This is a genomic window from Mycobacterium neumannii (assembly GCF_048452905.1).
Taxonomy (GTDB): domain Bacteria; phylum Actinomycetota; class Actinomycetes; order Mycobacteriales; family Mycobacteriaceae; genus Mycobacterium; species Mycobacterium neumannii_B.
Window position 1 is genome coordinate 521,736 of sequence record NZ_JBCGVF010000003.1, and the last position, 22,588, is coordinate 544,323.

20 protein-coding genes are annotated in these 22,588 nt (G+C 65.6%); 6 read left to right on the forward strand and 14 right to left on the reverse strand.

What is annotated here, in order from left to right; all coding sequences use genetic code 11:
• From AAHH99_RS08775 to AAHH99_RS08790, 4 genes are read right to left on the reverse strand one after another with little or no spacing between them, the layout of a single operon-like run.
• Complete coding sequence (locus tag AAHH99_RS08775; RefSeq protein WP_418768308.1) at positions 1-864, reverse strand: TIGR03619 family F420-dependent LLM class oxidoreductase; 864 nt, start codon at positions 862-864, stop codon at positions 1-3.
• Positions 861-1,691 (reverse strand): TauD/TfdA dioxygenase family protein, encoded by an 831-nt coding sequence (locus AAHH99_RS08780; RefSeq protein WP_418768309.1) that lies wholly within the window; start codon positions 1,689-1,691, stop codon positions 861-863. The genes AAHH99_RS08775 and AAHH99_RS08780 overlap by 4 nt, the downstream gene beginning before the upstream one ends.
• A complete protein-coding gene (locus AAHH99_RS08785; protein ID WP_418768310.1) occupies positions 1,692-2,015 on the reverse strand; it encodes a hypothetical protein in 324 nt (107 codons plus the stop codon). It abuts the gene before it with no gap.
• Positions 2,012-3,295 carry an aromatic ring-hydroxylating oxygenase subunit alpha gene (locus AAHH99_RS08790; RefSeq protein WP_418768311.1) on the reverse strand — a complete coding sequence of 428 codons (1,284 nt, stop codon included), beginning with the start codon at positions 3,293-3,295 and terminating at the stop codon, positions 2,012-2,014. Before AAHH99_RS08790 ends, AAHH99_RS08785 begins: the two co-directional genes overlap by 4 nt.
• A gap of 129 nt (positions 3,296-3,424) precedes the next feature.
• Here AAHH99_RS08790 and AAHH99_RS08795 point away from each other — a divergent pair, with 129 nt between their 5' ends.
• The 4 genes from AAHH99_RS08795 (at position 3,425) to AAHH99_RS08810 (ending at position 6,459) form a co-directional block, all read left to right on the forward strand.
• Positions 3,425-4,342, forward strand: coding sequence for a LysR substrate-binding domain-containing protein (locus AAHH99_RS08795; RefSeq protein ID WP_418768312.1), 918 nt, complete (start codon positions 3,425-3,427; stop codon positions 4,340-4,342).
• A 141-nt stretch (positions 4,343-4,483) separates the two neighbouring features.
• On the forward strand, positions 4,484-5,197 hold the full coding sequence (locus AAHH99_RS08800) for a Crp/Fnr family transcriptional regulator (protein WP_064425803.1): 714 nt from the start codon (positions 4,484-4,486) through the stop codon (positions 5,195-5,197).
• Positions 5,198-5,244: 47 nt separating this feature from the next.
• Positions 5,245-5,448 (forward strand): hypothetical protein, encoded by a 204-nt coding sequence (locus AAHH99_RS08805; protein ID WP_133148040.1) that lies wholly within the window; start codon positions 5,245-5,247, stop codon positions 5,446-5,448.
• Positions 5,449-5,601: 153 nt separating this feature from the next.
• Positions 5,602-6,459 (forward strand): SigB/SigF/SigG family RNA polymerase sigma factor, encoded by an 858-nt coding sequence (locus AAHH99_RS08810; RefSeq protein WP_418768313.1) that lies wholly within the window; start codon positions 5,602-5,604, stop codon positions 6,457-6,459.
• Positions 6,460-6,465: 6 nt separating this feature from the next.
• Here AAHH99_RS08810 and AAHH99_RS08815 read toward each other — a convergent pair whose 3' ends face one another.
• On the reverse strand, positions 6,466-6,861 hold the full coding sequence (locus tag AAHH99_RS08815) for a Zn-ribbon domain-containing OB-fold protein (protein WP_418769566.1): 396 nt from the start codon (positions 6,859-6,861) through the stop codon (positions 6,466-6,468).
• A 127-nt stretch (positions 6,862-6,988) separates the two neighbouring features.
• Between AAHH99_RS08815 and AAHH99_RS08820 the strand changes: the two genes are divergently transcribed.
• Positions 6,989-8,182 carry a thiolase family protein gene (locus AAHH99_RS08820; RefSeq protein WP_418768314.1) on the forward strand — a complete coding sequence of 398 codons (1,194 nt, stop codon included), beginning with the start codon at positions 6,989-6,991 and terminating at the stop codon, positions 8,180-8,182.
• Positions 8,183-8,184: 2 nt separating this feature from the next.
• On the opposite strand, the gene AAHH99_RS08825 is transcribed toward AAHH99_RS08820, so the two are convergent.
• The 4 genes from AAHH99_RS08825 to AAHH99_RS08840 all read right to left on the reverse strand — a co-directional run bounded on the left by AAHH99_RS08825 (position 8,185) and on the right by AAHH99_RS08840 (position 12,013).
• Positions 8,185-8,568 carry a DUF4267 domain-containing protein gene (locus tag AAHH99_RS08825; RefSeq protein WP_064398037.1) on the reverse strand — a complete coding sequence of 128 codons (384 nt, stop codon included), beginning with the start codon at positions 8,566-8,568 and terminating at the stop codon, positions 8,185-8,187.
• Between the two features lie 57 nt (positions 8,569-8,625).
• Positions 8,626-9,054, reverse strand: a complete 429-nt coding sequence (locus AAHH99_RS08830; RefSeq protein WP_064398035.1) for a VOC family protein — start codon at positions 9,052-9,054, stop codon at positions 8,626-8,628.
• 67 nt (positions 9,055-9,121) lie between these two features.
• On the reverse strand, positions 9,122-9,964 hold the full coding sequence (locus AAHH99_RS08835; RefSeq protein WP_242656962.1) for an alpha/beta hydrolase family esterase: 843 nt from the start codon (positions 9,962-9,964) through the stop codon (positions 9,122-9,124).
• A 717-nt stretch (positions 9,965-10,681) separates the two neighbouring features.
• Complete coding sequence (locus AAHH99_RS08840) at positions 10,682-12,013, reverse strand: APC family permease (RefSeq protein WP_418768315.1); 1,332 nt, start codon at positions 12,011-12,013, stop codon at positions 10,682-10,684.
• 238 nt (positions 12,014-12,251) lie between these two features.
• Between AAHH99_RS08840 and AAHH99_RS08845 the strand changes: the two genes are divergently transcribed.
• A complete protein-coding gene (locus tag AAHH99_RS08845) occupies positions 12,252-13,685 on the forward strand; it encodes a DUF4185 domain-containing protein (protein ID WP_418768316.1) in 1,434 nt (477 codons plus the stop codon).
• A gap of 15 nt (positions 13,686-13,700) precedes the next feature.
• Here the strand turns inward: AAHH99_RS08845 and AAHH99_RS08850 are convergent, their stop codons facing one another.
• From AAHH99_RS08850 to AAHH99_RS08870, 5 genes are all read right to left on the reverse strand, one after another.
• Positions 13,701-14,021, reverse strand: a complete 321-nt coding sequence (locus AAHH99_RS08850) for an STAS domain-containing protein (RefSeq protein WP_418768317.1) — start codon at positions 14,019-14,021, stop codon at positions 13,701-13,703.
• Positions 14,021-18,187 (reverse strand): SpoIIE family protein phosphatase, encoded by a 4,167-nt coding sequence (locus tag AAHH99_RS08855; RefSeq protein WP_418768318.1) that lies wholly within the window; start codon positions 18,185-18,187, stop codon positions 14,021-14,023. Before AAHH99_RS08855 ends, AAHH99_RS08850 begins: the two co-directional genes overlap by 1 nt.
• A complete protein-coding gene (locus AAHH99_RS08860; protein WP_418768319.1) occupies positions 18,184-18,534 on the reverse strand; it encodes an STAS domain-containing protein in 351 nt (116 codons plus the stop codon). Before AAHH99_RS08860 ends, AAHH99_RS08855 begins: the two co-directional genes overlap by 4 nt.
• Positions 18,535-18,643: 109 nt before the next feature.
• Complete coding sequence (locus AAHH99_RS08865) at positions 18,644-19,312, reverse strand: PAS and ANTAR domain-containing protein (RefSeq protein ID WP_418768320.1); 669 nt, start codon at positions 19,310-19,312, stop codon at positions 18,644-18,646.
• Positions 19,313-19,363: 51 nt separating this feature from the next.
• Positions 19,364-22,273: an RND family transporter gene (locus tag AAHH99_RS08870; protein ID WP_418768321.1), complete on the reverse strand. Its 2,910-nt coding sequence runs from the start codon at positions 22,271-22,273 to the stop codon at positions 19,364-19,366.
• Between the last annotated feature and the right edge of the window lie 315 nt (positions 22,274-22,588).

Consider the following 22,588-nt stretch of genomic DNA (forward strand, 5'->3'; position numbering starts at 1 on the left):
TCACCTCTCGTCGTTGTCGCGGTGCAACTCCGCGAGTGCGTGAATCTGCTCGAGGTAGTGCTCGAGCGACCGGTGGACGAACCGCGCGGACACGGTCGTGGTGCCCGCATCCGCCATCTCGCGCAGCGTCTTTCGAGTCCCATCGGGGTCGTCGACCGGGTCGAGCGGGCGGTCGGCGGCCAGCACGACCTCGAAGCCGGGCGGTATCTCGCGCGCCTTGAGCCACTCCCTTGCGGTCGCGACCGAGATGCCGAACGGCGCCCAGCCCTCTGCGAGCGTGAGTGCCCGCCGCAGCGACCGTTTGGTCCGGCCGCCCACCCAGATCGGCAGGTGGGGTTGCAGTGCGCATGGGTCGACGATGAGCCCGCCGAACGAGTAATACTCCCCGTCGTAGGAGGGCTCGTTGCTCGCCAGGGCGGCGCGCAAGGCACGCAGCGCGTCGTCGGCGCGGGGACCGCGATCCTCGAACGGCGCGCCGAGGAGTTCGAACTCCTCCTTGAGTGAGCCCACGCCGACTCCGAGGATAAGACGGCCGTGGCTGACGTGATCCAGTGTGCCGTAACGCTTCACAATGGCCAGCGGATGATGGTATCCAAGCACTAACGTCATCGTGGCGAGCCGGATCCGTTCAGTGCGGGCGGCTACGAAACCGAGAGTCGCCAGCGGATCCCAATACCTGGCACCGCGCCGCCCGGCCTCCGATGCCGGGATGCCGATGTGCTCGCTGCAGGTGAGGTGGTGGTAACCGAGCCTGTCGGCCGTTTCGGCGACGCGGCCGATGTCCCCTACTTCTGCGCCGCGCTCCCACGTCAACGCCGCCCCGGCGACGTTGGTGACGACCGGTGTCGCGATGCCCAGCTTCAATTCAGTGGCTCTTCGCCCGCCAGGATGGTCCGGTGCATCAGGCGACCGCTGTCGGCGGCGTAGGGCAGGGCGCGGTGCATGGTGCCGGTGTTGTCCCAGATCAACAGATCGCCGACTTCCCACTCGTGGCGATAGACGTATCGCGGTTGGGTGGCCCAATCACGAAGCCGGGCAAGAAGAGCGCGGCTCTGTTCGATGGGCATGCCGACCACGTAGTCGGCTGTCGCGCCGAGCAGCAGCGACTTGCGACCGGACTGGTGCGTCCACACGATGGGGCACGCCTTGGTCGGGGACTTCTGCCAGAACGCGATCTCGTCGTAGCTCATCTCGGGTGTGACATAGTACTGAGATCGCTCGGCGCTGTGCACGACCCGAAGATCGGCGATCAGATCCTTGTCGGATTGCGGTAAATCGTCGTATGCGGCGTAGGTGTTGCAGAACTCTGTATCGCCCCCGGTATCAGACAGTTTCATGGCTCTGAGCAACGTCGCCAAATTCGGATAGGGCTGCAGGGAGCCGTCGAAGTGCCAGAACAGCGAGCCCTTCAAGTATTTCGCGCGTTGGTTGACGTTCTCGTCGAGCGAGATCTTGTAGATCCCCTCCTCGCCCTCGTTGGCCACCACGGTGCCCAACGTTGCGGCGATCGCGACCTGTTGCTCGTCGCTGATGTGCAACCCGCGGAAGAACACCACGCCGCGTTGTTCCAGTGTGTCCCTGATCTTCTCGGCGGCGCGACCGCTCAGCAGGGTGTCAAGGTCGGTTCTGATCTCGCTGCCGATCCTCGGGGTAAGGTCGACGACGTCCAGTTGTGCGGAGGTCAGGCTCACTCAGCTCACCCTCGTCAGTATCGTGTTGGCTGAATGTTTGACTCGCGGTTGGTTCCACAGCTCGACCGCGAGTGAGACCGTGATCAGCGAGTAGAGCAGGTTGCGCAGGTTGGCGACGTCTTCGGGCAGCGGCTCGGCGTAGTCGAACTTGTCGACGTAGGCAAGAGCCTCCTCGGCGTAGGGGAAGATCTCGTCGTAGAAGGCCCGGATCTGTTCCATGGAACTCCTGACCCGCTTGACGTAGCGCGCGTGGCCGTCCTCGATGGCCCATTCGGGCACGAGGTGTTCGAGGTGCGAGAACCCCGGCGGCAGAGTCGTGTTCATCGCATCGCCTTCTGCTCTTCGCCGGCCTTGACGTAATCGCCAACGACCTTGTGGAAGTGGCGAAGCAGGATCTCCTCGTCGTTCATCGTGAAATGGGTGAGCGCGCCGCTGTTCAGCATGGCCTGCAGACCCTCCGACGGGCTGGCGTCTTCGAGGATGATGTCGTTGAGGAACGTGACCGTCAGCTCCTGGCCCAGCCGCTCCCTGTGCGTTCTCGGCGGCTGGTAATAGGCCTCGGTTTCGAAGATGTGCGACTGCGGTCCGGTGGGCCAGTGCGTATGGACGGTGAATCCGGACGCACCGAAGATCAGCACGAAGTTCGGGAAGAACTGGAACGAGTCGAAGCCGTACTTCTCCGATCGTGTGGGGTTGATACCGGCAGGCATCGGCCCGCGGTCGGCTTTCTTGTTCCACGGCCCGGCCGCGCTGGCCTCGAAGACACACTCGATCGGCTTGGAGTACGGCGTCTTGCGGGATGGTTCACCGGAGAACGAGAACATCCGGTGCGGGCCTTTGAGCCGGTAGGCCAAAGCGTCGGTGAACGGATTCGGTTGGTCGAACGCGTCGCGGGCCTCCGCGGTGAGCGCGCCGAACGAGGACGCGTGGAGGTACGGCCCGTGATAGCTCTCGGCGAACCCGTCGAGGAAAATCTTCCAGTTGCACTGCAGTTCGGCCTTGAGCTTGTAGACCTGATGCGGGCCGGCGAACGGGTACCCCTCGATCTCATGCGCCAGCTCGCCCAGGAAATCGCGGACCGTTTCGGTGTTGTGCGGGTTGAGGTTGATGAAGATGAAGCCCTCCCACACCTCGCACTGGATGGCGGGCACCCGGCAGCTGTCCGCGTCGAAGTCGAGCAGCAGATCCTTGCGGGTAGCCGCGTGCAGTGAGCCGTCGAGCTTGTAGCGCCATCCGTGGAAGCGGCAGTACAACAGCGGTGCGCGACCTTCGACCTCCTGGAACGGGTCGTCCTCCCACAGCATCTTGTTGCCCCGGTGCGGGCAGATGTTGTGAAACGCCCGGACCACACCGTCCTTGCCCCGCACGACGATCACCGAGGTGTTGAGGAACGTCAGCTCGCGGGTGAAGTAGCTGCCCGACTTGGGCACACGCTCGATACGACCCATGTAGAGCCACGTCTTCTTGAAGACGTGCTCGCGTTCCTTTTCGTAGAACTCCTCGGAAACGCAGTCCTGAAGCGACACCGGACCACGACCCAGCTCGGGGTAGGCGTCGGTCCAGTGTCCGCTCGCGGGTTTGGTCACCAGGCTGTCGTGACTCAACGGTCTCTCCTGCGTCGGGCTGAAGACGGTAGGCAGAAGGTACCGCCGCCGATATGGCCGAAACAGCCCCGCGAGCGCAACACCCTGTTGCATATTTGGAACACCGCAGATGGAAAGAACGCTACAGCCATGGAACAGAACCTGCCCTTCGACGTCGACGCCCTGCTGATCTTCGGCAAAGTGGTGGAAAACCGAAGCCTGTCGAAGGCGGCCGCACTGTTGGGAATGCCGAAGTCGACCGTCAGCCGCAAGCTGACCAGGCTGGAGTCCGACCTGGGCATCAAGCTGATGCGCAAGAACACCCACCAGCTCACCGTCACCGATCTCGGCGAGCAGGTGTACGCCCACGCGGCCAACATCCTGACCGAGGCCAACGGTGTCCGCGCGCTCGTCGAGGGCAGCAGACAGGAGCCGCAGGGCGAACTGCGGGTGGCGATCCCGGTCTTCGTCGGCATCGACTACGCCTCCCGCGTCGGTGCGACGTTCCTGCAGCACTATCCGAATTCGCAGCTGGACATCCGCCTGGTCGACCGGGTCGTCGACCCGGTCCGTGACGGGTTCGACGTGGTGTTCAGCACCGGACCGCTACAGGACTCCACGCTGATCGCGCGCAAGGTCTTCGACCTCGAGCTGTTCTTGTGCGCATCACCGGATTTCCTTGCCCGACTGCCCGAACCGGTCCGCGACCCCGCCCAGTTGAACACGCTTCCGTTCATCGACTTCGGCTTCGGCGGACCTCGCAAGCTGATGGTCACCGGGAAGGCCGGCCTGCGCGAGCTGACACCACCAGTCCGGGCGCGCGCCAACAACTTTCAGGTGTGTAAGCAGTACATCATGCAAGGCCTCGGGGTCGGTGCGATGCCCACCCAGATCATCTGCACCAACGAGCTGCGCGAGGGCACCCTCGTCCCGGTGTTACCCGAGTGGCGCCTCGAGTCGCTCGACGTGCACATGATCTATCCGTTCGAGTTGTCCTTCTCCACCCTCATCAGCGCGTTCTACGAGACGGCATGCGAGATCATCGTCGAGAACACCGCGCGCCAGTAAACGCGATCGTCGCCGGTGCGCCGCGGGTCACACTTCGCCGCCCGCGACGGGTCTCGAGCGGCACCAGATCCAGCGGTTAGCGTTTACGCCGGTCGCAGCCGGGTAGCCCCGCACCCAACTGGGTTGGGAGTAGGCATGCTGATGGTCGCCGGCGCCACGGAAACGGGCGTGAATCGTGGCAGTGAAGCCGTGCTGGCTCGCTCGGCGATCATGCGGGGGCTGGCGCCCGCGGACAAGCCGGCTCTAATCGACCGATTCGACTACGCCCGGTTCGGGCAGGGTGAGTGCATATACCCCCTAGGCCAACCCGATCACCGCCTCTACGTCGTCATCGACGGCAAGGTCAAGATCGGCTGGCGGTCGGCGGAGTTCCCCGAGAAACTGCTCTCCGTCCTGGGCCCCTCGGAGATCTTCGGCGCCGAGTCGATGTTCGATTGCGGACCTCGCACCGGTTCGGCCACGGCGCTCACGGCGGTGCTCGTCGCTGTCATCGACCGTGATGCGTTGCACGACTGCCTCGATGGCAACCCCCACATCACCGAGCAGCTGATGCGCCTTCTGGCGCGAAACCTACGACGCGCCGAAGACCTGATCACCGACCTCAACTTCACCGACGTTCCCGGCCGGATCGCCAAGCAACTCCTTCACCTCGCGCAGCGATTCGGTGTCCGACAGGACCGGCAATTGCGCCTCGACCACGGTCTCACTCAAGCGGAGATCGCTCAATTGGTCGGCGCATCAAGGGAATCGGTCAACAAGGCGTTGTCGGAATTCGTCCAGCGTGGCTGGATCACCGTCTGCGGTAAGAGCCTGGTGATTCACCAGACCGAACTCCTCGCCCGCCGGGCACGCTGACGCGCGAGCAAACTTTTTCGCGGCCGCGGGCGTTGTAACGACCATCTGTGGGTAACCACAAAGGCATGGACCCCGACACGTTGGTGGCGATGGCAGGATTGACGGCGCTGGGCGCCGCGGTGTTCACAGGCGCGATTTGGGACAGCCCGCTCGTCTCTGCACCCGCGCGGCTCGGCAGGCAGCAGCGCACCTATGGCAAGCACGCCATGCCCGTCAGCACACCCAGAAAAGCGCGAGAGTTCGCCGGTTGACCACGGGAGCGCCCATCGACGGCTACGCTGGACGAAGGTGCCCGATAGGCGAGGTTTCGACGAACCGTTTGGAAGGGTAAACCGCAGCAGCCACAGGTTCAGATCCGAGCCGTGTGATCCATACGGCAGGGTCGGGAGTTAGGAGCCTGTGTGGTGTCAGAGGCGATTTCTGAGTACGGAGACGTGACGGAGATGTTCCGCCGCCTCAAAGCGCTCGACGAAGGATCACTTCCCTACCGGCGCCAGCGCGAGGCGATCGTCGACCGGACGTTGCCACTGGCCGACCATGTCGCGCGTCGCTACCGCAACCGCGGTGAGCCGATCGACGACCTGGTGCAGGCGGCGCGGGTCGGCCTGGTCAACGCGGTCAACCGCTTCGACCCCGACAACGGCGCCGACTTCCTGTCCTTCGCGATCCCGACCATCATGGGCGAGGTACGCCGCCACTTCCGCGACTACGGCTGGGCGATCAAGGTTCCGCGCAGGCTCAAGGACCTCCAGGGGCAGTTGGTGAAGGCCCGCGCGGAGTTGTCGCAGCAAATCGGGCGCGCGCCGACGCCGTCCGAAGTCGCGGCCCACCTCGGCATCGAACGTGAAGCGGTGATGGAAGCGACGATCGCCAGTAGCAACTACTCCACGCTGTCGACGGATGTCCAGGCCTCGGCCGACGACGAGTTCCGCTCGGTCGGTGACACCCTCGGCGACATCGACCCCAACATCGACAAGGTGGTCGATCTCGAGACCGTACGGCCGTTGATCGCTGCGCTACCCGAGCGAGAAAAGACCGTGTTGGTGCTGCGCTTCTTCGAGAGCATGACGCAAACCCAGATCGCCGAACGGATGGGCTATTCGCAGATGCATGTGTCGCGCCTGCTCGCACAGGCCCTTCGCAGGCTCCGCGAGCAGGTCTGTGAACCCGGCACCGACGGTGTGGAGGTCGAGGGAACCGCGCAGCGTCGGCGACGCCGTTCTCCTGTCGCGACGGCGCCTCACCTCAAGCGGGGCGCCTGAGACGGATCAGCGCGGCGCGAAGACGGGTACGACTACGGTCTCGCCGTTGAGATCCTGACGTTCGAAGCGCACCGCGACCGGAAGACCGACGTGCACCGAATCAGGTTCGCAGTCCACGATATTGGCTGCGATGCGCAGGCCAGGTTGTTCGTCGAGTTCGACGATCGCAATGACGTAGGGCAGCGGGACAGCCGGATTGAACGGCTGGTGGTTGACGGTGTAGGTGAACACCGTGCCGAGCCCCGATACCGGTCGAGCGGTGACTCGTCCTCCGCAGTCGGGACAGTCCGCGGTCGGCGGAGACACCCACAATTGGCAACGCTCACAACGGGTGATCAGCAGTTGCCCACCTAGTCCCCCGGTCCAGAAGGCGCGATTGTGCTTGTCGAGAGCCGGCAGCATCCTGGCGGCGTTGGCAGGTGACACGTCGTCGGACACGTCTAGGAAAGTACAGTCTGCAGCGGGCGGTATCACAGAGATCTCCCGTGACGGGGCGTTTTCAGGAGCACGAGGGCGAGGCGGTGGCCGGTTGAGCACGTTCGAGAAGGACGCCATCATCAGCGGGCTCGGCATCTCCCGTATCGGGCGTCGCACCGGGATCCCCGGGATCGATCTGACGATGGAGGCGGTGCGCGCCGCCGTCGCCGATGCCGGCCTCACGCCCGATGACATCGACGGCATAGTCACGTTCGGGGATACGCCGCTGCCCGAAGTCATTGGGGCGCTGGGCGGTCCGGCTGTCGACCAGGGCTACGGTTTCCCGACCGGCGGCGTGCTGACCCCGGCGATGTCGGCGATGGTGGCGGTCTCCGAGCGGCGCGCGCGGCACGTGGTGGTGTATCGGACCGTGCAGATGCTCGGCGGAACGATGACGCAGACACCGCCCAGCTCCGAGCCGAACCCGCTGGCGAACCCACCCGTCGAACCCCGCGCCCTCGGGTCCAGGCGCAAGCTCGGACCGTTCGGCGACATCGACGAACTACTGGCCGCGCACGCCTACTCTGCGGCCAACTGGCTGGCCATGCACTGCCGTCGGCATATGGAGCTGTACGGAACGACCAAGGAACAACTGGGCTGGCTGGCGATCAACAGCAGACGCAATGCCGGGCTGAATCCCCTTGCCGCGTACCGTGACCCGATGACCATGGCGAACTACCTGGCTGCCCGGCCGGTGTCCACACCGTTCGGGCTGTATGACTGCGACGTGCCCATCGATGGCTCGATTGCGTTCGTGATGTCTCACGCCGAGTACGCGCGAGACTGCCCACAACCACCGGTGGCGGTGGAAGCCGTTGGCGGCGCGTATGGCTCGGGAGGCTGGTTTCACCGCGACGATTTTCCGAAGATGGCGTCGACCGACGCGGCCGCCGAGATGTGGTCGCGCACAGATCTGACACCCTCGGACGTCGATCTCGCCGAGCTCTACGACGGCTTCACTTTTCTGACGTTCGCATGGCTGGAGGCGCTGGGTTTCTGCGCGGACGGCGAGGCGGGTTCGTTCGTCGAAGGTGCGACGCGCATCGCGCTCGACGGCGAACTGCCACTCAACACTTACGGAGGACAGTTGTCGGCGGGACGGATGCACGGCTATTGGCTGCTACACGAGGCGTGTCTTCAGCTGCGCGGGCAGGCCGGTGACCGGCAGGTGTCGCGCCGGCCCGAAGTGGCTGTCGCCGCGGCAGGGGGCGGGCCGATCGCCGGCTGCCTGCTGTTGACCCGCTGAGGTCAGTCCTCGGCGCGTGGGGGCCGGCGCAGAGCGCCCCACAGCCCGACCCCGATGCCGATGACCGCCCCGCCGAGGCCGATGACCCGCTGAGAGCGTCTCATCTCGTGGTGCACGCTCGAGCCGCCCAGCAGGTCGGCCGCATCGGCGCCGCCCGAGGCCAGGAACCAGCCTCTTGTGTCGCGGCCCCGCAGTGCGGATGCCAGCAGCAGCCCGCCGATGAGCGCGTCGCGGTAACCCATTGAGCGCAGAAGCAACTGCGTCGTCGGCACCGGCTCGTCTGGATCACCCCACAGCCGGTTGGCCCGAAGCGGGTCGACCAGAAACGACACACCGGACGCGAAGCGGATGCTGCCGGCGACGAGCGCGGCGCGGTCGTAGGACATGGCCGCAGCCTAGGCCGCGGCGGTGTGCGACGAGCTCGTTTTGCGGCCGAGTGGTACTCAGCCGACCGCGAACAGCTCGAGCTGAATGTTGTCGGGGTCGCGAAACACCACGGTCGCAAACGGAAACGGCTCGTCGGCCGCACGGACACCGGAGTGTTCGATACCGAGTTCGTCGAGCCGTCGCGTCCACGCGTCCAATTCGTCTCGTGACGCCACGTTCAACGCCACGTGGTCCAAACCGGTTCGGGCTTCGTCGAATTGGTTTCCGTCGTTGCCGGTGTTGGTGTGCAGCCCGATTACGACGCCGGAGCGCGGATCGATCAGCAGTTCGCCGTAGCCGGTGTCCTCGCGTTCGTAGTGGGGGAATTTCATCGGCAACCGGTCCGCTCCTAGCAGCCGTTGATACCACGCCAGGCTGGCCTCGAGGTCGGTCACCGTGATGGAGATGTGGTGGATGCCGGTGATACCCGGGACGTCGTCGCTCATCGGATCTCCTGTTCGTTTCGCGCCGGCTCCAGTCTGCCGTCACACCACCGTAGGCAGAAGCGTCGGATCACCTGCCGTGAGTTGCGAAGAACTGCCCACTCGACTGGGAGGCGTCGAACGGAGCGAAGAAGCCGCCGGGCCAGACGTGGCCTCCGCCGTCGATCTGGACGAACACCACCTCGGTTCCGCCAGAACATCCGGCGGCGACGAACCGGTGGACGTTGCCCTGCACCTCCTCGACCGGTGCGGGGCAGCCGTCGATCTCACGCCAGCGCTGCGCCATCGCCGGTGCCGACACGATGTCGCTGGGCCCTCCGCGGCCCACCATCGGGCCGCCGGTGAACGGCACCACGGGATCGGCGGTTCCGTGCACCGCCAACACCGATACGGGCTGCGACGGCGCGCAGGGGAAACCTGACGCCAGCGTGCCGGCGACCGGTGCCGCGGCGGCGAAGACATCCGCGCGTTCGCACGCCAGCCGCGAGGCCATGAAGCCGCCCGCCGAGGTTCCGGTCACGAAGACGTGGCCGGCGTCGACGCCATACTCCTCGCGCAGCCGTTCGGCGAGTGCGACCAGGAACCCGACGTCGTCGACGCCCTGGCGGTCCGGTACTGAGGCGCCGCGGCCGTCGGCCCAGCTCATATCGACGCCGTCGGGATAGGCGACGACGAACCCGTACTGATCGGCGATCGCGTTGTAGTTGGTGGCTCCGGCCTGCGCCGGTCCGGTCATCCCTGCGCCGTGCAGGTTGAGCACGAGCCCGGCGGGGCGGTCGAGGCCGGGCGGGGCGTGCACCGTGTAGGTGCGGTTCAGCCCGCCGATCGTCAACGCGCCCGCCACATCGCCTCCGGGGAACGCCGAAGCCTGTCCCCCGCCGAAGCCGAACAGCAGACACAGCGCCGCCAGCACGACCGCCGTTCGTGTGAGGAGCGAGGCCGCGGGCCCCCCGCGATGAGCACCTCTCAGATGAGCCGATAGCCCCGCCATCGTCCGTCCCCCTTTCGAACAGTCACCCCGCGCGAACGTAAACCACCGTCGCTTGCTGTGTTCACCTTTTATCCCGGGTCGGCCGTATGCATGCGTTTGGCCGCAAAGTCGCCGGGTATTTCGTGCGGAACCTTTTCCGGATGCCTATCGAGGATCGGACAGGTTTGGTTACGTCACAGCTCACGTCGAGTCCCGCGGTCGCACGCCGTCATCAATGGCCCACGACGGTTGCGAAGTCGCTCACCGGAACGCTTCTGTTCATCGCGGACCGCGCCGCCGAGGAGGTCGGCGTCTCGGCCGGCGCCGGCGTCACCCTGCTGACCACGAGTGGGCGCCCAATCACGTCGGTCGCCACCGATCCCGCCGCCGACCGGCTCAACGCGTTGTTCGACAGATATCACGAAAACCCCGGCACAACAGCGTGGTTCATGCAGACGGCGGTACAGGCGACCGGCTCACCCGAGGCCGAGCGGTGGCCGGAGTGGATTGGGCAGGCGGCCGAGGTCGGAGCCAACAGCGTGCTGTTCGCGCTGCTGCGGACATGCTCGACCGCTACGCCTGCGATGCCGCCATCCTCATCGACGAAACCCAAAGCGCGTAAACGCAGTTCCTGCGGGGTGCCGTGTGCAAGCGCTGACGTCAGCGACGCGTCGCAGCCCGGGCCCCCAGATACAGCACCGCGCCCACCGCGATCAGTATCGCGGCGAAGAGCCAGACCTTGGCCGTCTGCTGGGTCAGCAGCAGCACACAGGACGCCACTCCCAGCACCGGCACGGCCGTCCAGACCCGGAAATGCGGGTGATCGACCGGGTCGCGACGGAGCACCAGCACCGCGATGTTCGTCGAGATGAAGACGATCAACAGCAGCAGCACCACGGTCTCGGCGAGCGTCGACAGATCGCCCAGCAGGCTCAGCACCATGGCGACCGCGGTGGTCGCGACGATCGCCGTCCACGGCGTGCGTCTCTTCGGCAACACGCGACCGAGCACACTGGGCAGCAGGCCGTGTTCGGCCATGCCGTAGGTGAGCCTGCTGGCCATGATCATCGTCAGCAGCGCGCCGTTGGCGACGGCGACGAGCGCGATCGCGCTGAAAACCCAGTCGGGGACGCCGACGTCGGCCGCCGCGACCACGTCAAGCAACGGTCCCGAAGACTTCGCGAGGTCCGCGGCGGGCAGGGCGATCGCACTCGCCACACCGACCAGCGCGTAGAGCGCACCCGCGGTGATGAGGGCGCCGAACAGCGCCGTGGGATAAACCTTGCTCGGATTGCGAATCTCCTCGGCCACGTTCGCCGATGTCTCGAAGCCGACGAACGAGTAGTACGCGACGATCGCTCCACTGAGAATCGCCAACGCCGGCGTGGCGCCCTCGGGAAACTCGGCGACGCGGCTGACATCGCCCCGCCCGCCGCCGACCATCATCGACACCGCGATGACGACGATCAGCAGACCGGTCAGCTCGATCACCGTCATCACAACGTTGCTCTTGACCGACTCGCTGATCCCCCGCGCGTTGAGGCATCCGATCAATGCCAGGAACACGATGGCCGCTGGTACGGCCGGAACATCGATGAACGTCGTGAGATAGTCGCCGGCGAAGGCGAGCGACAGACCGGCTGCGCTGGTCACGCCCGCGGCGAGCATGCAGAAGCCCACCAGGAATGAGATCACCGGTCGACCGAACGCCCGCTCCGCGAAGACCGCCGCACCGCCCGCCTTCGGATACTTGGTGACCAGTTCCGCGTACGAGCCGGCGGTGAGCAGTGCCAGCAGGAGCGCCAGCAGAAGCGGCGCCCACAGCGCACCGCCGACATCGCCGGCGAGAACGCCCATCAGCGCGTAGATCCCGGCGCCGAGCACGTCGCCGAGGATGAACAGGAACAGCAGCGGCCCGGTGATCTTGCGTTTGAGCTTGCCGTCCGTCGTCTCGTCGGGTTCGCCGGTGTGCGCTTCGGCCGGTGAGGTCATGCCGGTCTTGATACCCCACGCGACCGGTAAACATTCCGCACCGGTCGGCGCGGCTTGTGTGTGGAAACGATCGCTCAGCGAGCGAAACGGCGCGCAAATCGCAGGATTGGGAGGTTGCGACACGGTCACAGGTGAGTACCTATCCGCGCATCAAGATCACAAGAGTCACTTTCGTCACTAACGTCACATCCGCCCATCGCTGACGTCTCATCGGGCGCCCGCCTCCGAAAGGTGTGACATGTCGCCGCCTCCGCGCATCGCCTCGTTGTCGGTGGCGTCCGCAACCGTGATCGCACTGAGCGCCGTGCTCGGCGTCGCCCCCTCGGCCACGGCGGAACCGTGCACCGGGGCGGCGGCGGCCGCACAACCGCCTGCCGCGCCGAACACCGAAGCGACGCCGGCGCTGCCGGGTGGCCCGCCGGTCGGCCACCGGCCTCGCAACACCAACGACGAAGCGCCGTTGCCGCGACTCGGCCGACTGCCCGCCGAGATCCTCCAGTCACTTTCGCCCCAGTCGGCGACCGTCGACCAACAGGCCGCCGTCCGCCCCACGCCACCTCAGCCCGTGGCGGATCAGCCTGTCGCGCAGCAGATTCCCGCTGCCGCCCCCGAGCCGCCTCCGCCGCCCGCGCCGCCGGGGACGACGCTCGTCGGGTGGGTCACCGGCCCCGAGAGCCCGAACAACACGATCGGACGATTCGCGATCACCGGCACCGACCTCGGAATCATGTGGGACAACGGCGATGCCGGCAATCGTCAGGTGTTGATGGCGTTCGGTGACACCTACGGCTACTGCAGCGTGCGGGGGAAGCAATGGCGCTACAACGCGCTGCTGCGCACCCAGGACGGGGCGCTGTCGAAGACGGTCGCCGTGCCCGACGGCGCGCTCGCCAACCGTTACTCTGGTTCTCCGCTGTGGGCGCCCGGCCTGTCCAAGCAGATCATCAACAGCACCAAGTGGGCGCCGAATGAGAAGGGCATCATTCCGACCGCGGGTGTCGCGGTGGGCGGCAACCAGTTCGTGAACTTCATGTCCATCAAGAGCTGGGACGCCGACGGCCGGTGGACGACCAATTTCTCCGCGATCGCGGTCTCCCCCGACAACGGCGAGCACTGGGGCGTCTATCCCGGCACGGTGCGCGCCGCACGCGAAGGCGACGTCGCGGGCGCTCGATACGTGCGCGGCAACGAGAACTTCCAGCAGGGCGCGTTCCTGAAGCCGGGCGCGGGTGATCCCTACCTTTACACGTTCGGGACACCGGCGGGCAGAGGCGGCGCGGCGTACATCGCGCGCATCCCGCAGGAAGCGGTGCCCGATCTCAACCGCTACGAGTACTGGAACGCTGATCAAAATGCTTGGGTACCAAGGGATCCGGGCGCGGCCACCGTAGTGATCCCGGGTCCCGTCGGTGAGATGTCCGCCCAGTACAACACCTACCTCAAGCAGTACCTGGTCATGTACTGCAACGGGGCCAACGACGTGGTGGCCAGGATGGCACCCGCTCCGCAGGGACCGTACGGTCCCGAGCAGTTGTTGGTGCGGTCCTGGGATGTCCCCGGCGGTGTCTACGCGCCGTTCCTGCATCCGTGGTCGACCGGCAAGGAGTTGTACTTCAACCTGTCGCTGTGGTCGGCCTACAACGTCATGTTGATGCGCACGGTGCTTCCGTGACCTCACCAGAAACGTTCAGTCGCCCTCTGCCGCTTGCACTTCGGCCACCGACGTCAGCCCGCTGATCGACAGCACCGGCATCAGGATCGGGTTGGCAACGATCTTGCGGATCTGCGGTGCGTTTTCGAACAGGGCGTTGATCGCTCCGCTGTCGAGGTACTCGATCGCGGTCAAATCGACCGTCAACCGCCCCAACTCCTGATTTGACCTGCCGACGGTCTCGGCGACGGCGTCGGTGAACGTGTCGATATTGCTCAGGTCGAGTTCGGCCGCCGCGCTCAGCACCACGGTGCCGTCGACCCGACGGTCGGTGCGCACGGTGAGCGGTGTGGGCATCAGGCGATCCTGGCGTGCAAGTCGATAGTCGTGCCGGAATCGCCCGTCTCGATCGTGACGTCGTTCATCAGCGCCCGCATCAGCGCGATTCCGCGGCCCCGGTGGGACGCGGGGTCGGCGTGGGGCACTTTCCACACCCCGGTGTCGGCGATGGTCAGGTGAAGCCGGTCGGCCAGCACGGTCGCGCGCAGACGCACGGCGCCACCGGGACGGTCACGGTGCCCATGCTCGACCGCGTTCGCGAGCGCCTCCCCGGTGGCGATCAACACGTCGAGGGTTTGGCTCGGATCAATCCCCGCCCGCACCAACCACTTTCGCAGCTCGCTGCGCGTGCCTGCCAATTCAGCGGGATCGGCGCTGAATTCGATTTCCAGCGGCGCCGGTTGCCGGTACAGCATGAGCGCGACGTCGTCCTGATATCCGTGGATGGGTGTCAGCTGCGTCATGATCTCGTCGGCCAGGAGGTCCAGCGCTGTGGCGGAATGGTTTTCGAGCACGTCGACGGCCCGGCCAATGCCCATGTCCAGAGATTCGCGCCGACGCTCCACCAGGCCGTCGGTGTAGAGCAACAACGTCGCGCGGGGCGGCATGACCTGCCGGCCCTCCGGACGAATGTAGTCGAAGGGCAACCCGAGCGGGATGACCGAGGCGTCGTCGAGCAGACGACTCGTGCCGTCGGCAAGCACCATGACCGGAGGCGGGTGGCCGGCGCTGGAGTACAGCAACTCACCGGTGTCCGGATCGAGTACGGCGCAGAATGCAGTCGTGCACCGTGCGCCGGGCAACCGGGCGGCGAATCGGTCAAGGGCTGTCAGGGCTGCGGCCGGTCCGGGGTGTTCGAGAAGCAATGCCCGACAGGCGCTTCGCAGCTGCCCCATCACCGTGGCGGCGGTCAATCCGTGCCCGACGCAATCGCCGACGATCAACGCGATCCGGCCGTCGTCCAGATCGACGACGTCGTACCAGTCTCCACCGACCTGCAGCGGGCGGGTGGCCGGCTGGTATCGCACGGCGAAGCCGCTCGAAACGGTGGGACCGAGAATCGCGTGCTGCAGCGCGAGTGCGGTTTCGCGCTGCTGGTCGAGTAGGTGGACGCGCTGCAATCCCTGGCCGAGCCTGCCTGCCAAGACCGCTAGCAGCGTCTTGTCTTCGGGCGTGAACGGTCGGCGCTCGAGCAACTCGAGGTAGACGACGAGCACCCCGCGCGGATGCTGCAGGGCGATGCGCGCGGACCCGGTGTCCGACGCGTCGGCCACCAGTGAGTCTGCGGAGCGCAGCGAGGTGATCGCCAGCTTTGTGGCCGCGGGCAGGTCGTGCCACTGGGCCGGCTCGCCGGAACAGACCAGCCCTGTCGGATCGATCGTCGTGGCACCGTCGTCGACCGGAAACGTGACGGCCAGAACACGGTGCGCCCGCCACACCTCACGCAGCACGTCGGCTGCCGTGCGCACCGCGTCGTCGAGCGTATCCGCCTGCGCCAATTGCGCATTGAGCGCTGCCAGCGCGGCCTCCCGCTGCACCGTGTAGTGCTCGGCGGTGACGTCGCGGAAGGTGCCGACCTTCACGGGCCTGCCGGTGTCGATCTCCTCGATCTGGTTGTAGGTGAGAGTCACCCACAGGCGGTGCCCGTCGCGGTGCGTAACCGGAACCGTGTGCCTGCCATGAGGTTCACGCAGAATCTGCGACAACAGCTGGTTGGCTTGATGGTGCGCTTCTGGATCCGACTCCGCCGTCGGCCACCATGGCTGCACGGGTTCGTACGGCAGTTCCTCGACGCCGTACCCCAGGATGTCGGTGAACGCCGCATTGATTTCGATCACCGCGCCGCGCTCGTCGGCCACGAAGAACGCTTCCTGCAGCGAATCGATCAGCGCGGTGCGCCAGCGGGCGTGATGATTGCGGATCCTTGCGAGTTTGACGTTCGCGCGCACGCGCGCCAGCAGTTCCGCGGCGGCGAACGGCTTGACGAGATAGTCGTCGGCGCCGGCTTGCAAACCCTCGATGGCGGCTTCCTGTCCGGCGCGGGCGGACAACATCAGCACCGGTATGGCCGCGGTGCGCGGGTCCGATCGCAAGGCAGCGACGAGTTGAAGGCCGTCCAGACGCGGCATCATGACGTCGCTGACCACTATGTCGGGCAACTCCGTACGGACCGCGTCCAGCGCTTGCTGACCGTCGGTGACGGCGTCGACGAGGTATCCGTCGTTGCGCAGCATCCGGGCGACGTAGTCACGCATGTCGGCGTTGTCGTCGGCGATGAGCACACGCGGTGTGGTGCCCGGAACCGGAGGCGAAGTGGTTGAGCCGGGCAGCTTCGGGGGCACATCGGGGGCAGGCCCTTCGCCGTCGGCGGGCAGCCACCGCAGCGCCTCCTGAATGTAGGGTTCGGCACCCGCGGCCGCTATCCGCGTGTCGTCTGCCGAGAAGAGTGCCGCGGCCGGTAGATGCGCGGTGCCGAAGCGCAGGCGGATCGCGAACGTGGTGCCGACACCTTCGGTGCTCTCGGCGGTGATGCTGCCGCCATGGAGTTCGACCAGTTCCTTGACCAAGGCCAGGCCGATCCCGCTGCCCTCGTTCGACCGCGCCCGCACGTTCTCGATCCGGTGGAACCGTTCGAACAGGCGGGGTATCTCCGCGGCGGCAATTCCGGCTCCGGTATCGGAGACGGTCACCACCGCATCGTCGCCGTCGCAGGTCGCGTTTACCGAAATACCACCGGTGAAAGTGAATTTCAGCGCGTTCGACAGCAGGTTGAAGATGACCTTCTCCCACATGTCGCGGTCGATGTAGACCGTGTCGTCGAGAGGAGGACAGTCGACGGTGAACGTGAGGCCGGCACGCTCGATCGCCGATCGGAAGACGCTGGCCAGTTCGGCGGTGACGGCCCCGAGGTCGACCGGGGCGAAGCTCGCCTGCATGCGACCGGCTTCGATACGCGAGAAGTCAAGCAGCGTGTTGACCAGCTTGGCCAGCCGTAACCCGTTGCGCCACACGATGTCCAGCTCTTCGCGGGCCGGGGCGTCGAGGTCGGCGCCGCGGGTCCGTAGTTCGGCGACCGGATCGAGGATCAACGTCAGCGGGGTCCGGAACTCGTGGCTGATGTTGGAGAAGAACGCCGTTTTGGCACGGTCGAGCTCGGCGAGCTCCTCCGCGCGCTGCTGCTGCGCCTGGTAGTTTCGCGCACTTCCGACGCCCGCGGCGACGTGGCCCGCCACGAGTGACACGAAGCCGCGGTAGGTGCCGTCGCGCGGACGGTAGCGGTTGAGCGCGGCGACCAGGAATCCGATCGGAGAACCGCCCTGTTGTTGCAGCGGGACGATCAGCGCGTGTGTGGGTGGGTCGCGCCAGTCACCGGTCGGCAGGTCCGCATACCTGTCGTCGTCGAGTGTGAGCACCGTCGTCTCACCGCGCGCAGGTTCGTCGAGCGGCCAACTGCCATCGCTGTCTGCGGCCACACGTGGCGATGCGATCGGATGGTCGGCGATGCTCCCGGTGGATCCGGCAAGGCGTGCACCGTCGTCGCCGTCGAATAGATATATCAACGTGAACGGCAGGTCACGCCGGTTGTGACCGAGTTGGCGTTCGGCGAACGCCATGATCTCTTCTTCGGTTCGCACCGCGCTCGGGTCCGATCCGAGGTCGCGCAACGTCGCCATCTGGCGCTCGCTGATCACCTGCTGGGTGTCTTCGCTGACCACGCACAGCATGCCCACGACCAGCCCATCGTCGTCGCGCAGCGGACTGTAGGAGAAAGTGTGGTACGTCTCCTCCTGATAGCCGGAGCGCTCGAGGAACAGAAGCAGTGCCGAGTCCCAGGTCGCCTCTCCGGTGGAGAGCACGCGATCGATTCGCGGGCCGATATCGGGCCAGATCTCGGCCCACACCTCTCGCGCCGGCCGACCGAGCGCCCAGGGATACTTGCGGCCCAACGTGTCCCGTCGGTAGGCGGCATTGCAGAAGAAGGTCAGATCGGGCCCCCACGCCATCCACATCGGGAATCGCGAGGACAGCAGGATGCTGACCGCAGTTCGGAGGCTCTGCGGCCAGCCGTCCGGCATCCCCAACGGCGTGGCGGCCCACCGAACCTCGGCCAGATCGGGACCGACCTCGCCGTCGGCATCGAAAACTGTGGTCAACCGATTCTGCGGCCCGCTCGGGTTGCTCATGCGTCGACCGCATCGGCCACGGATCCGTACGGCCGCAGAACCTTGTCGAGCTTGGTGACCTCGATGGGGCGGACCACCTCGGGGTTGGCGGCCACCAACCGCACCGTGACCCCCGCCGCCAAGCCTTTCTCGTAGCACTCGAGGACGGCGTTCAGCCCCGCGCTGCCGAAGTAGCCGACCCTGGACAGTTCGACGATCAGCAACTGGGCCGGGTGCTCGTCGGCGGCCTCGACGGCGCGGTCAAGGTGTGGTTGCAGCGATCCGACGCTGTTCGAGTCGATCTCGCCTGCTACCGACACCACCACCGCGGTGTCGCGCACGTCCAGGCTCACCTCTAATTGCGCCACGTCATCCCACCCGTCAGTGGCAAAGCGGTGCGCGCGTCTGATCTGTCATGCCTTGGTGATACCCCGGCGGCGACTTGAGTTACCACGCGCATTCCCGGCCCTCGATCACCTACTCGGCGCGGGTGTGCGCGGTGAGCAGCAGATGGTCGAACTGCCTTCGCAGGTCGTCGCGCTGGGGATCGATCGTGCCGAGTTCGGCGACGATCTGCGCGGCCAGGGAGCGCAATTTTGTGTTCGTGTGCTGTGAGCGCCACATCAACAACTCGAACGCGGCGTCGGCGTCGATGCAGTAGACGAGCATCAGGGCGCCCTTGGCTTGCTCGATCGCCGCTCGGGCCTCGAACAGCTCGGGCAGCGACTCGCTCAACGCCTGGCGGCGGGTCTGGGCGAAGGTGTCGGTCAGGTCGATGTAGTAGCCCTCAGTGCCGACCACCGCACCCTTGTCGTCGAGCATCCGGTCGCCGATCACGATGACGGTATGCAACCTGCCTGCGGTGTCGATGAACCGGTGGCGGCTGGAGAACGAGCCACCCAGGTGCAGGGCGTGGTCGAGTAGGTCCTGGACGTGCTGTCGGTCGTCGGGATGCTTGTGCGACAGCAGCAGTTCGGTTGTCGGCACGACGGCGCCGGGTTCGTACCCGTGCATTCGCGCAACTTCGTCCGACCACTCCCAGCGCTGCCCGACGAACCAGAACCGGAACGTGCCGACGTTGCGGTCCGCAATAGCCCAAGCTGAGGCAGACGGCAGTGGGCTGTCGGCCACGTCCGGGTTCGACATCTGCCCATCATGGCACCACAGACGTCCAAGGCGGAGCGCGTTCGGAAAGCTCTACGAATCCGTTTCTGCTCCGCCGCGGGTGCTGGTCGGCGCCGCCGCCCGTTCGGGAAACACCGCGGCCATCCTGCGCTGCGACGCAGGGGTGCTGATCCTCTGCGGCCACCAGAACCAACGACCGAGCAGTGCAGCGATGCTCGGTGTCATGAACGCACGAACGACAAGGGTGTCGAACAGCAGACCTAACGCGATCGTGCTGCCGACCTGTGCGATGCTGCGCAGATCGCCGACGACGAACGAGGCCATCGTCGCGGCGAACACCAGGCCGGCCGAAGTGACCACCTTCCCCGAGCCGGCCATCGCGCGGATGATCGCAACCTTGAACCCGTGGTGCAGTTCCTCCCTGAAGCGCGACACCAGCAGCAGGTTGTAATCGGATCCGACGGCTAACAGCAGGATGACCGACATCACCAGCACAATCCAGTGCAGCTTGATACCCAGCAGGTGCTGCCAGACGAGCACGGACAGTCCGAACGACGTGCCCAGCGAGAGCAGCACCGTTCCGACGATCACCGCGGCTGCCACGACCGCCCTCGTGATGATCAGCATGATGATGAAAATCAATGCCGCAGCTGACAAGCCGGCGATCATCAAGTCGTAGTTGGATCCGTCGCGCATGTCCTTGTACGTTGCCGCGGTGCCGCCGAGATAGACGGTGGACCCCTCCAACGGGGTGCCCTTGATGGCTTCCTTGGCCGCGAGCTTGATCGCGTCGATGTGGTCGATGCCCTCGGGGGTGGCGGGGTCGCCCTCGTGCTCGATGATGAAGCGCACCGACTTGCCGTCCGGTGAGATGAAGTTGTCCATTCCGCGCTGGAAGTCTCTGTTCTCGAACGCTTCTGGCGGCAGGTAGAACGAGTCGTCGTTCATCGATGCGTCGAACGCGTCGCCCATGGCGTGCGAGTTCTCCTGCATCGCGGCCATCTGATCCTGCAGCCCCTTCTGCGAAGAGTGCATGGTCAGCATCATGGTCTTCATCGTCTTCATGGTTTCGATCTGCTGGGGCAGCAGCAGGATCAGCTGAGGCATCAGGCTGTCGAGGTGTTCGAGATCCGGCACGAGGTGCTCGATGTCATCGGTCAGCGTGTCGATGCCGTCGAGGGTGTCGAAGATTGAGCGCAGCGACCAGCAGATCGGGATGTTGTAGCAGTGCGGTTCCCAGTAGAAGTAACTACGGATCGGCCGGAAGAAGTCGTCGAAATCGGCGATGTGGTCCCGCAATTCGGCAATGTCGACTGTCATCTCTTTGGTTTTTCGAACCATGCTGTGGGTGGTGTCGGCCATCTGCTGCATCAGGCTGGCCATCTTTTCCATCTGGTCGATGGTCGACTGCATCTCGTCGGCCTGTACCAGCATGTCGGCCATCCGATCCTGCAGGTACTTCTGATTGAGCTGGTTCGTCGTGCCCTGCATGCTGAGCAGGAACGGAATCGTGGTGTGCTCGATCGGCTTACCCTGCGGCCGGGTGATGGTCTGCACGCGGGCGATTCCGGGTACTCGGAAGATTCCCTTGGCGATCTTGTCGATCACCAAGAAGTCGGCCGAGTTGCGCAGATCGTGGTCGCTCTCGACCATCATCAACTCGGGGTTCATCCGGGCGGCGTCGAAATGCCGGTCGGCGACGTCGTATCCGATGTTCGACGGGGTGTCGGCGGGAAGGAAGTGCCGCCCGTCGTAGTCGACCTTGTATCCGTTCAGCGCGAGCAACCCGATCAACGACAGGGCGCACGTCGCGACGAGAACCGGCCCCGGCCACCGCACGACCACGACACCGACCCGTCGCCATCCGCGGGAGTTGATGGGCCGCTTCGGTTCGAAGAATCCGAACCGGCCGCCCACGACGGTGATGGCCGGGCCCAGCGTCAAGGCGGCGATCACAGCGACGAGAACGCCTACTGCGCACGGCACCGCCATGGTTTGGAACCACGGCAACCTCGTGAACTTCAGGCACAGCAAGGCGCCGGCGATGGTCAGACCGGATCCCAGCACCACGTGGGCAGTGCCGTGAAACATTGTGTAGTAAGCGGTTTCCTTGTCCTCGCCGGCCTGGCGGGCTTCTTGATACCGGCCGATCAGGAAGATCGCGTAGTCGGTTCCCGCGGCGATAGCGATCAGGGTCAGCAGGCTGGTGGCGAATGTCGAGAGCCCGATGAGTCCGGTGTTGCCGAGGAAGGCGACGATGCCACGGGAGGCGCCGAGTTCAACGAACACCATGAACAGGATCAGCACCGTGGTGGCGATCGAGCGGTAGACGATCAACAGCATCACCGCGATGACGATCAGCGTTGCGACAGTTGCTTTCACCGCTCCCTTGTCACCGGCGACGCGCTGGTCGGCGTTCAACGCCGCTCCGCCAGTGACGTACGCCCTGATTCCCTGCGGGGCAGGGACTTCCGCGATGATGTCACGAACCGCTTGGATCGATTCGTTCGCGATCGTCTCACCGATGTTCCCGCGCAGATAGATCTGCACATACGCCGACTTGCCGTCGGCGCTCTGCGCCCCCGCTGCGGTCAGCGGGTCGCTCCAGAAATCGGCGACGTGCTCGACGTGTTCTGGGTCGGCGCGGAACCTCTGGATCAACTCGTCGTAGTAGTGGTGTGCTTGTGCGCCGAGCGGTTTGTCGCCCTCCAGGATGACCATCGCGTTGCTGTCGGAGTCGAACTCCTGGAAGTTCGCACCGATGCGCTGCATCGCGATGAAAGCCGGTGCGTCGTGAGCGTTCATTGAAACGGTGTTGGCCTCGCCGACCTTCTCCAACGACGGGACGAACACGTTGGTTACCGCGGTCAGCACTACCCAGCCGATGATGATCGGCACCGAGAGCACCCGGATGGCATGCGCAATTCGCGATCGTTCGGCCTGCGTTCCGGACGGACTGCGGGCTGGTCGAATTGCGGTCATCCCATGACCCTTCGGTGGCGCGAGTGTCGCAGGCCGACCGTGTCCCCATGACCCTGTCCACCGTGCGTGTCGTATATCTAGCCTGTCGAACTATCGGCTGTCAATCGTTGAAAGCCTGCTCATGACGGGTTTGTCAGGAACGCGATCCCACGAGCTCGTGCTGTGTGGGGCGTCCGCGCCGCGAAGGTGGCCTCATCGCGACGGGCGCGATCGAGCGAGCTGATGGCGAAGGCTCAGGCCGATCACTTTGCCCATGATGGGTCATTGCGCGGGAGGGTCCAGCACGGGCGAAGTGCCGGCGTTCGGGGTCGCTGG

What these genes read in the sequence shown, in the direction of transcription:
- AAHH99_RS08785 (WP_418768310.1), bottom strand. Translation starts at nt 2,015, where the DNA reads ATGAACACGACTCTGCCGCCGGGGTTCTCGCACCTCGAACACCTCGTG.
- AAHH99_RS08795 (WP_418768312.1), top strand. Translation starts at nt 3,425, where the DNA reads ATGGAACAGAACCTGCCCTTCGACGTCGACGCCCTGCTGATCTTCGGC.
- AAHH99_RS08800 (WP_064425803.1), top strand. Translation starts at nt 4,484, where the DNA reads ATGGTCGCCGGCGCCACGGAAACGGGCGTGAATCGTGGCAGTGAAGCC.
- AAHH99_RS08815 (WP_418769566.1), bottom strand. Translation starts at nt 6,861, where the DNA reads ATGCTGCCGGCTCTCGACAAGCACAATCGCGCCTTCTGGACCGGGGGA.
- AAHH99_RS08825 (WP_064398037.1), bottom strand. Translation starts at nt 8,568, where the DNA reads ATGTCCTACGACCGCGCCGCGCTCGTCGCCGGCAGCATCCGCTTCGCG.
- AAHH99_RS08830 (WP_064398035.1), bottom strand. Translation starts at nt 9,054, where the DNA reads ATGAGCGACGACGTCCCGGGTATCACCGGCATCCACCACATCTCCATC.
- AAHH99_RS08840 (WP_418768315.1), bottom strand. Translation starts at nt 12,013, where the DNA reads ATGACCTCACCGGCCGAAGCGCACACCGGCGAACCCGACGAGACGACG.
- AAHH99_RS08845 (WP_418768316.1), top strand. Translation starts at nt 12,252, where the DNA reads ATGTCGCCGCCTCCGCGCATCGCCTCGTTGTCGGTGGCGTCCGCAACC.
- AAHH99_RS08850 (WP_418768317.1), bottom strand. Translation starts at nt 14,021, where the DNA reads ATGCCCACACCGCTCACCGTGCGCACCGACCGTCGGGTCGACGGCACC.
- AAHH99_RS08855 (WP_418768318.1), bottom strand. Translation starts at nt 18,187, where the DNA reads ATGAGCAACCCGAGCGGGCCGCAGAATCGGTTGACCACAGTTTTCGAT.
- AAHH99_RS08865 (WP_418768320.1), bottom strand. Translation starts at nt 19,312, where the DNA reads ATGTCGAACCCGGACGTGGCCGACAGCCCACTGCCGTCTGCCTCAGCT.
- AAHH99_RS08870 (WP_418768321.1), bottom strand. Translation starts at nt 22,273, where the DNA reads ATGACCGCAATTCGACCAGCCCGCAGTCCGTCCGGAACGCAGGCCGAA.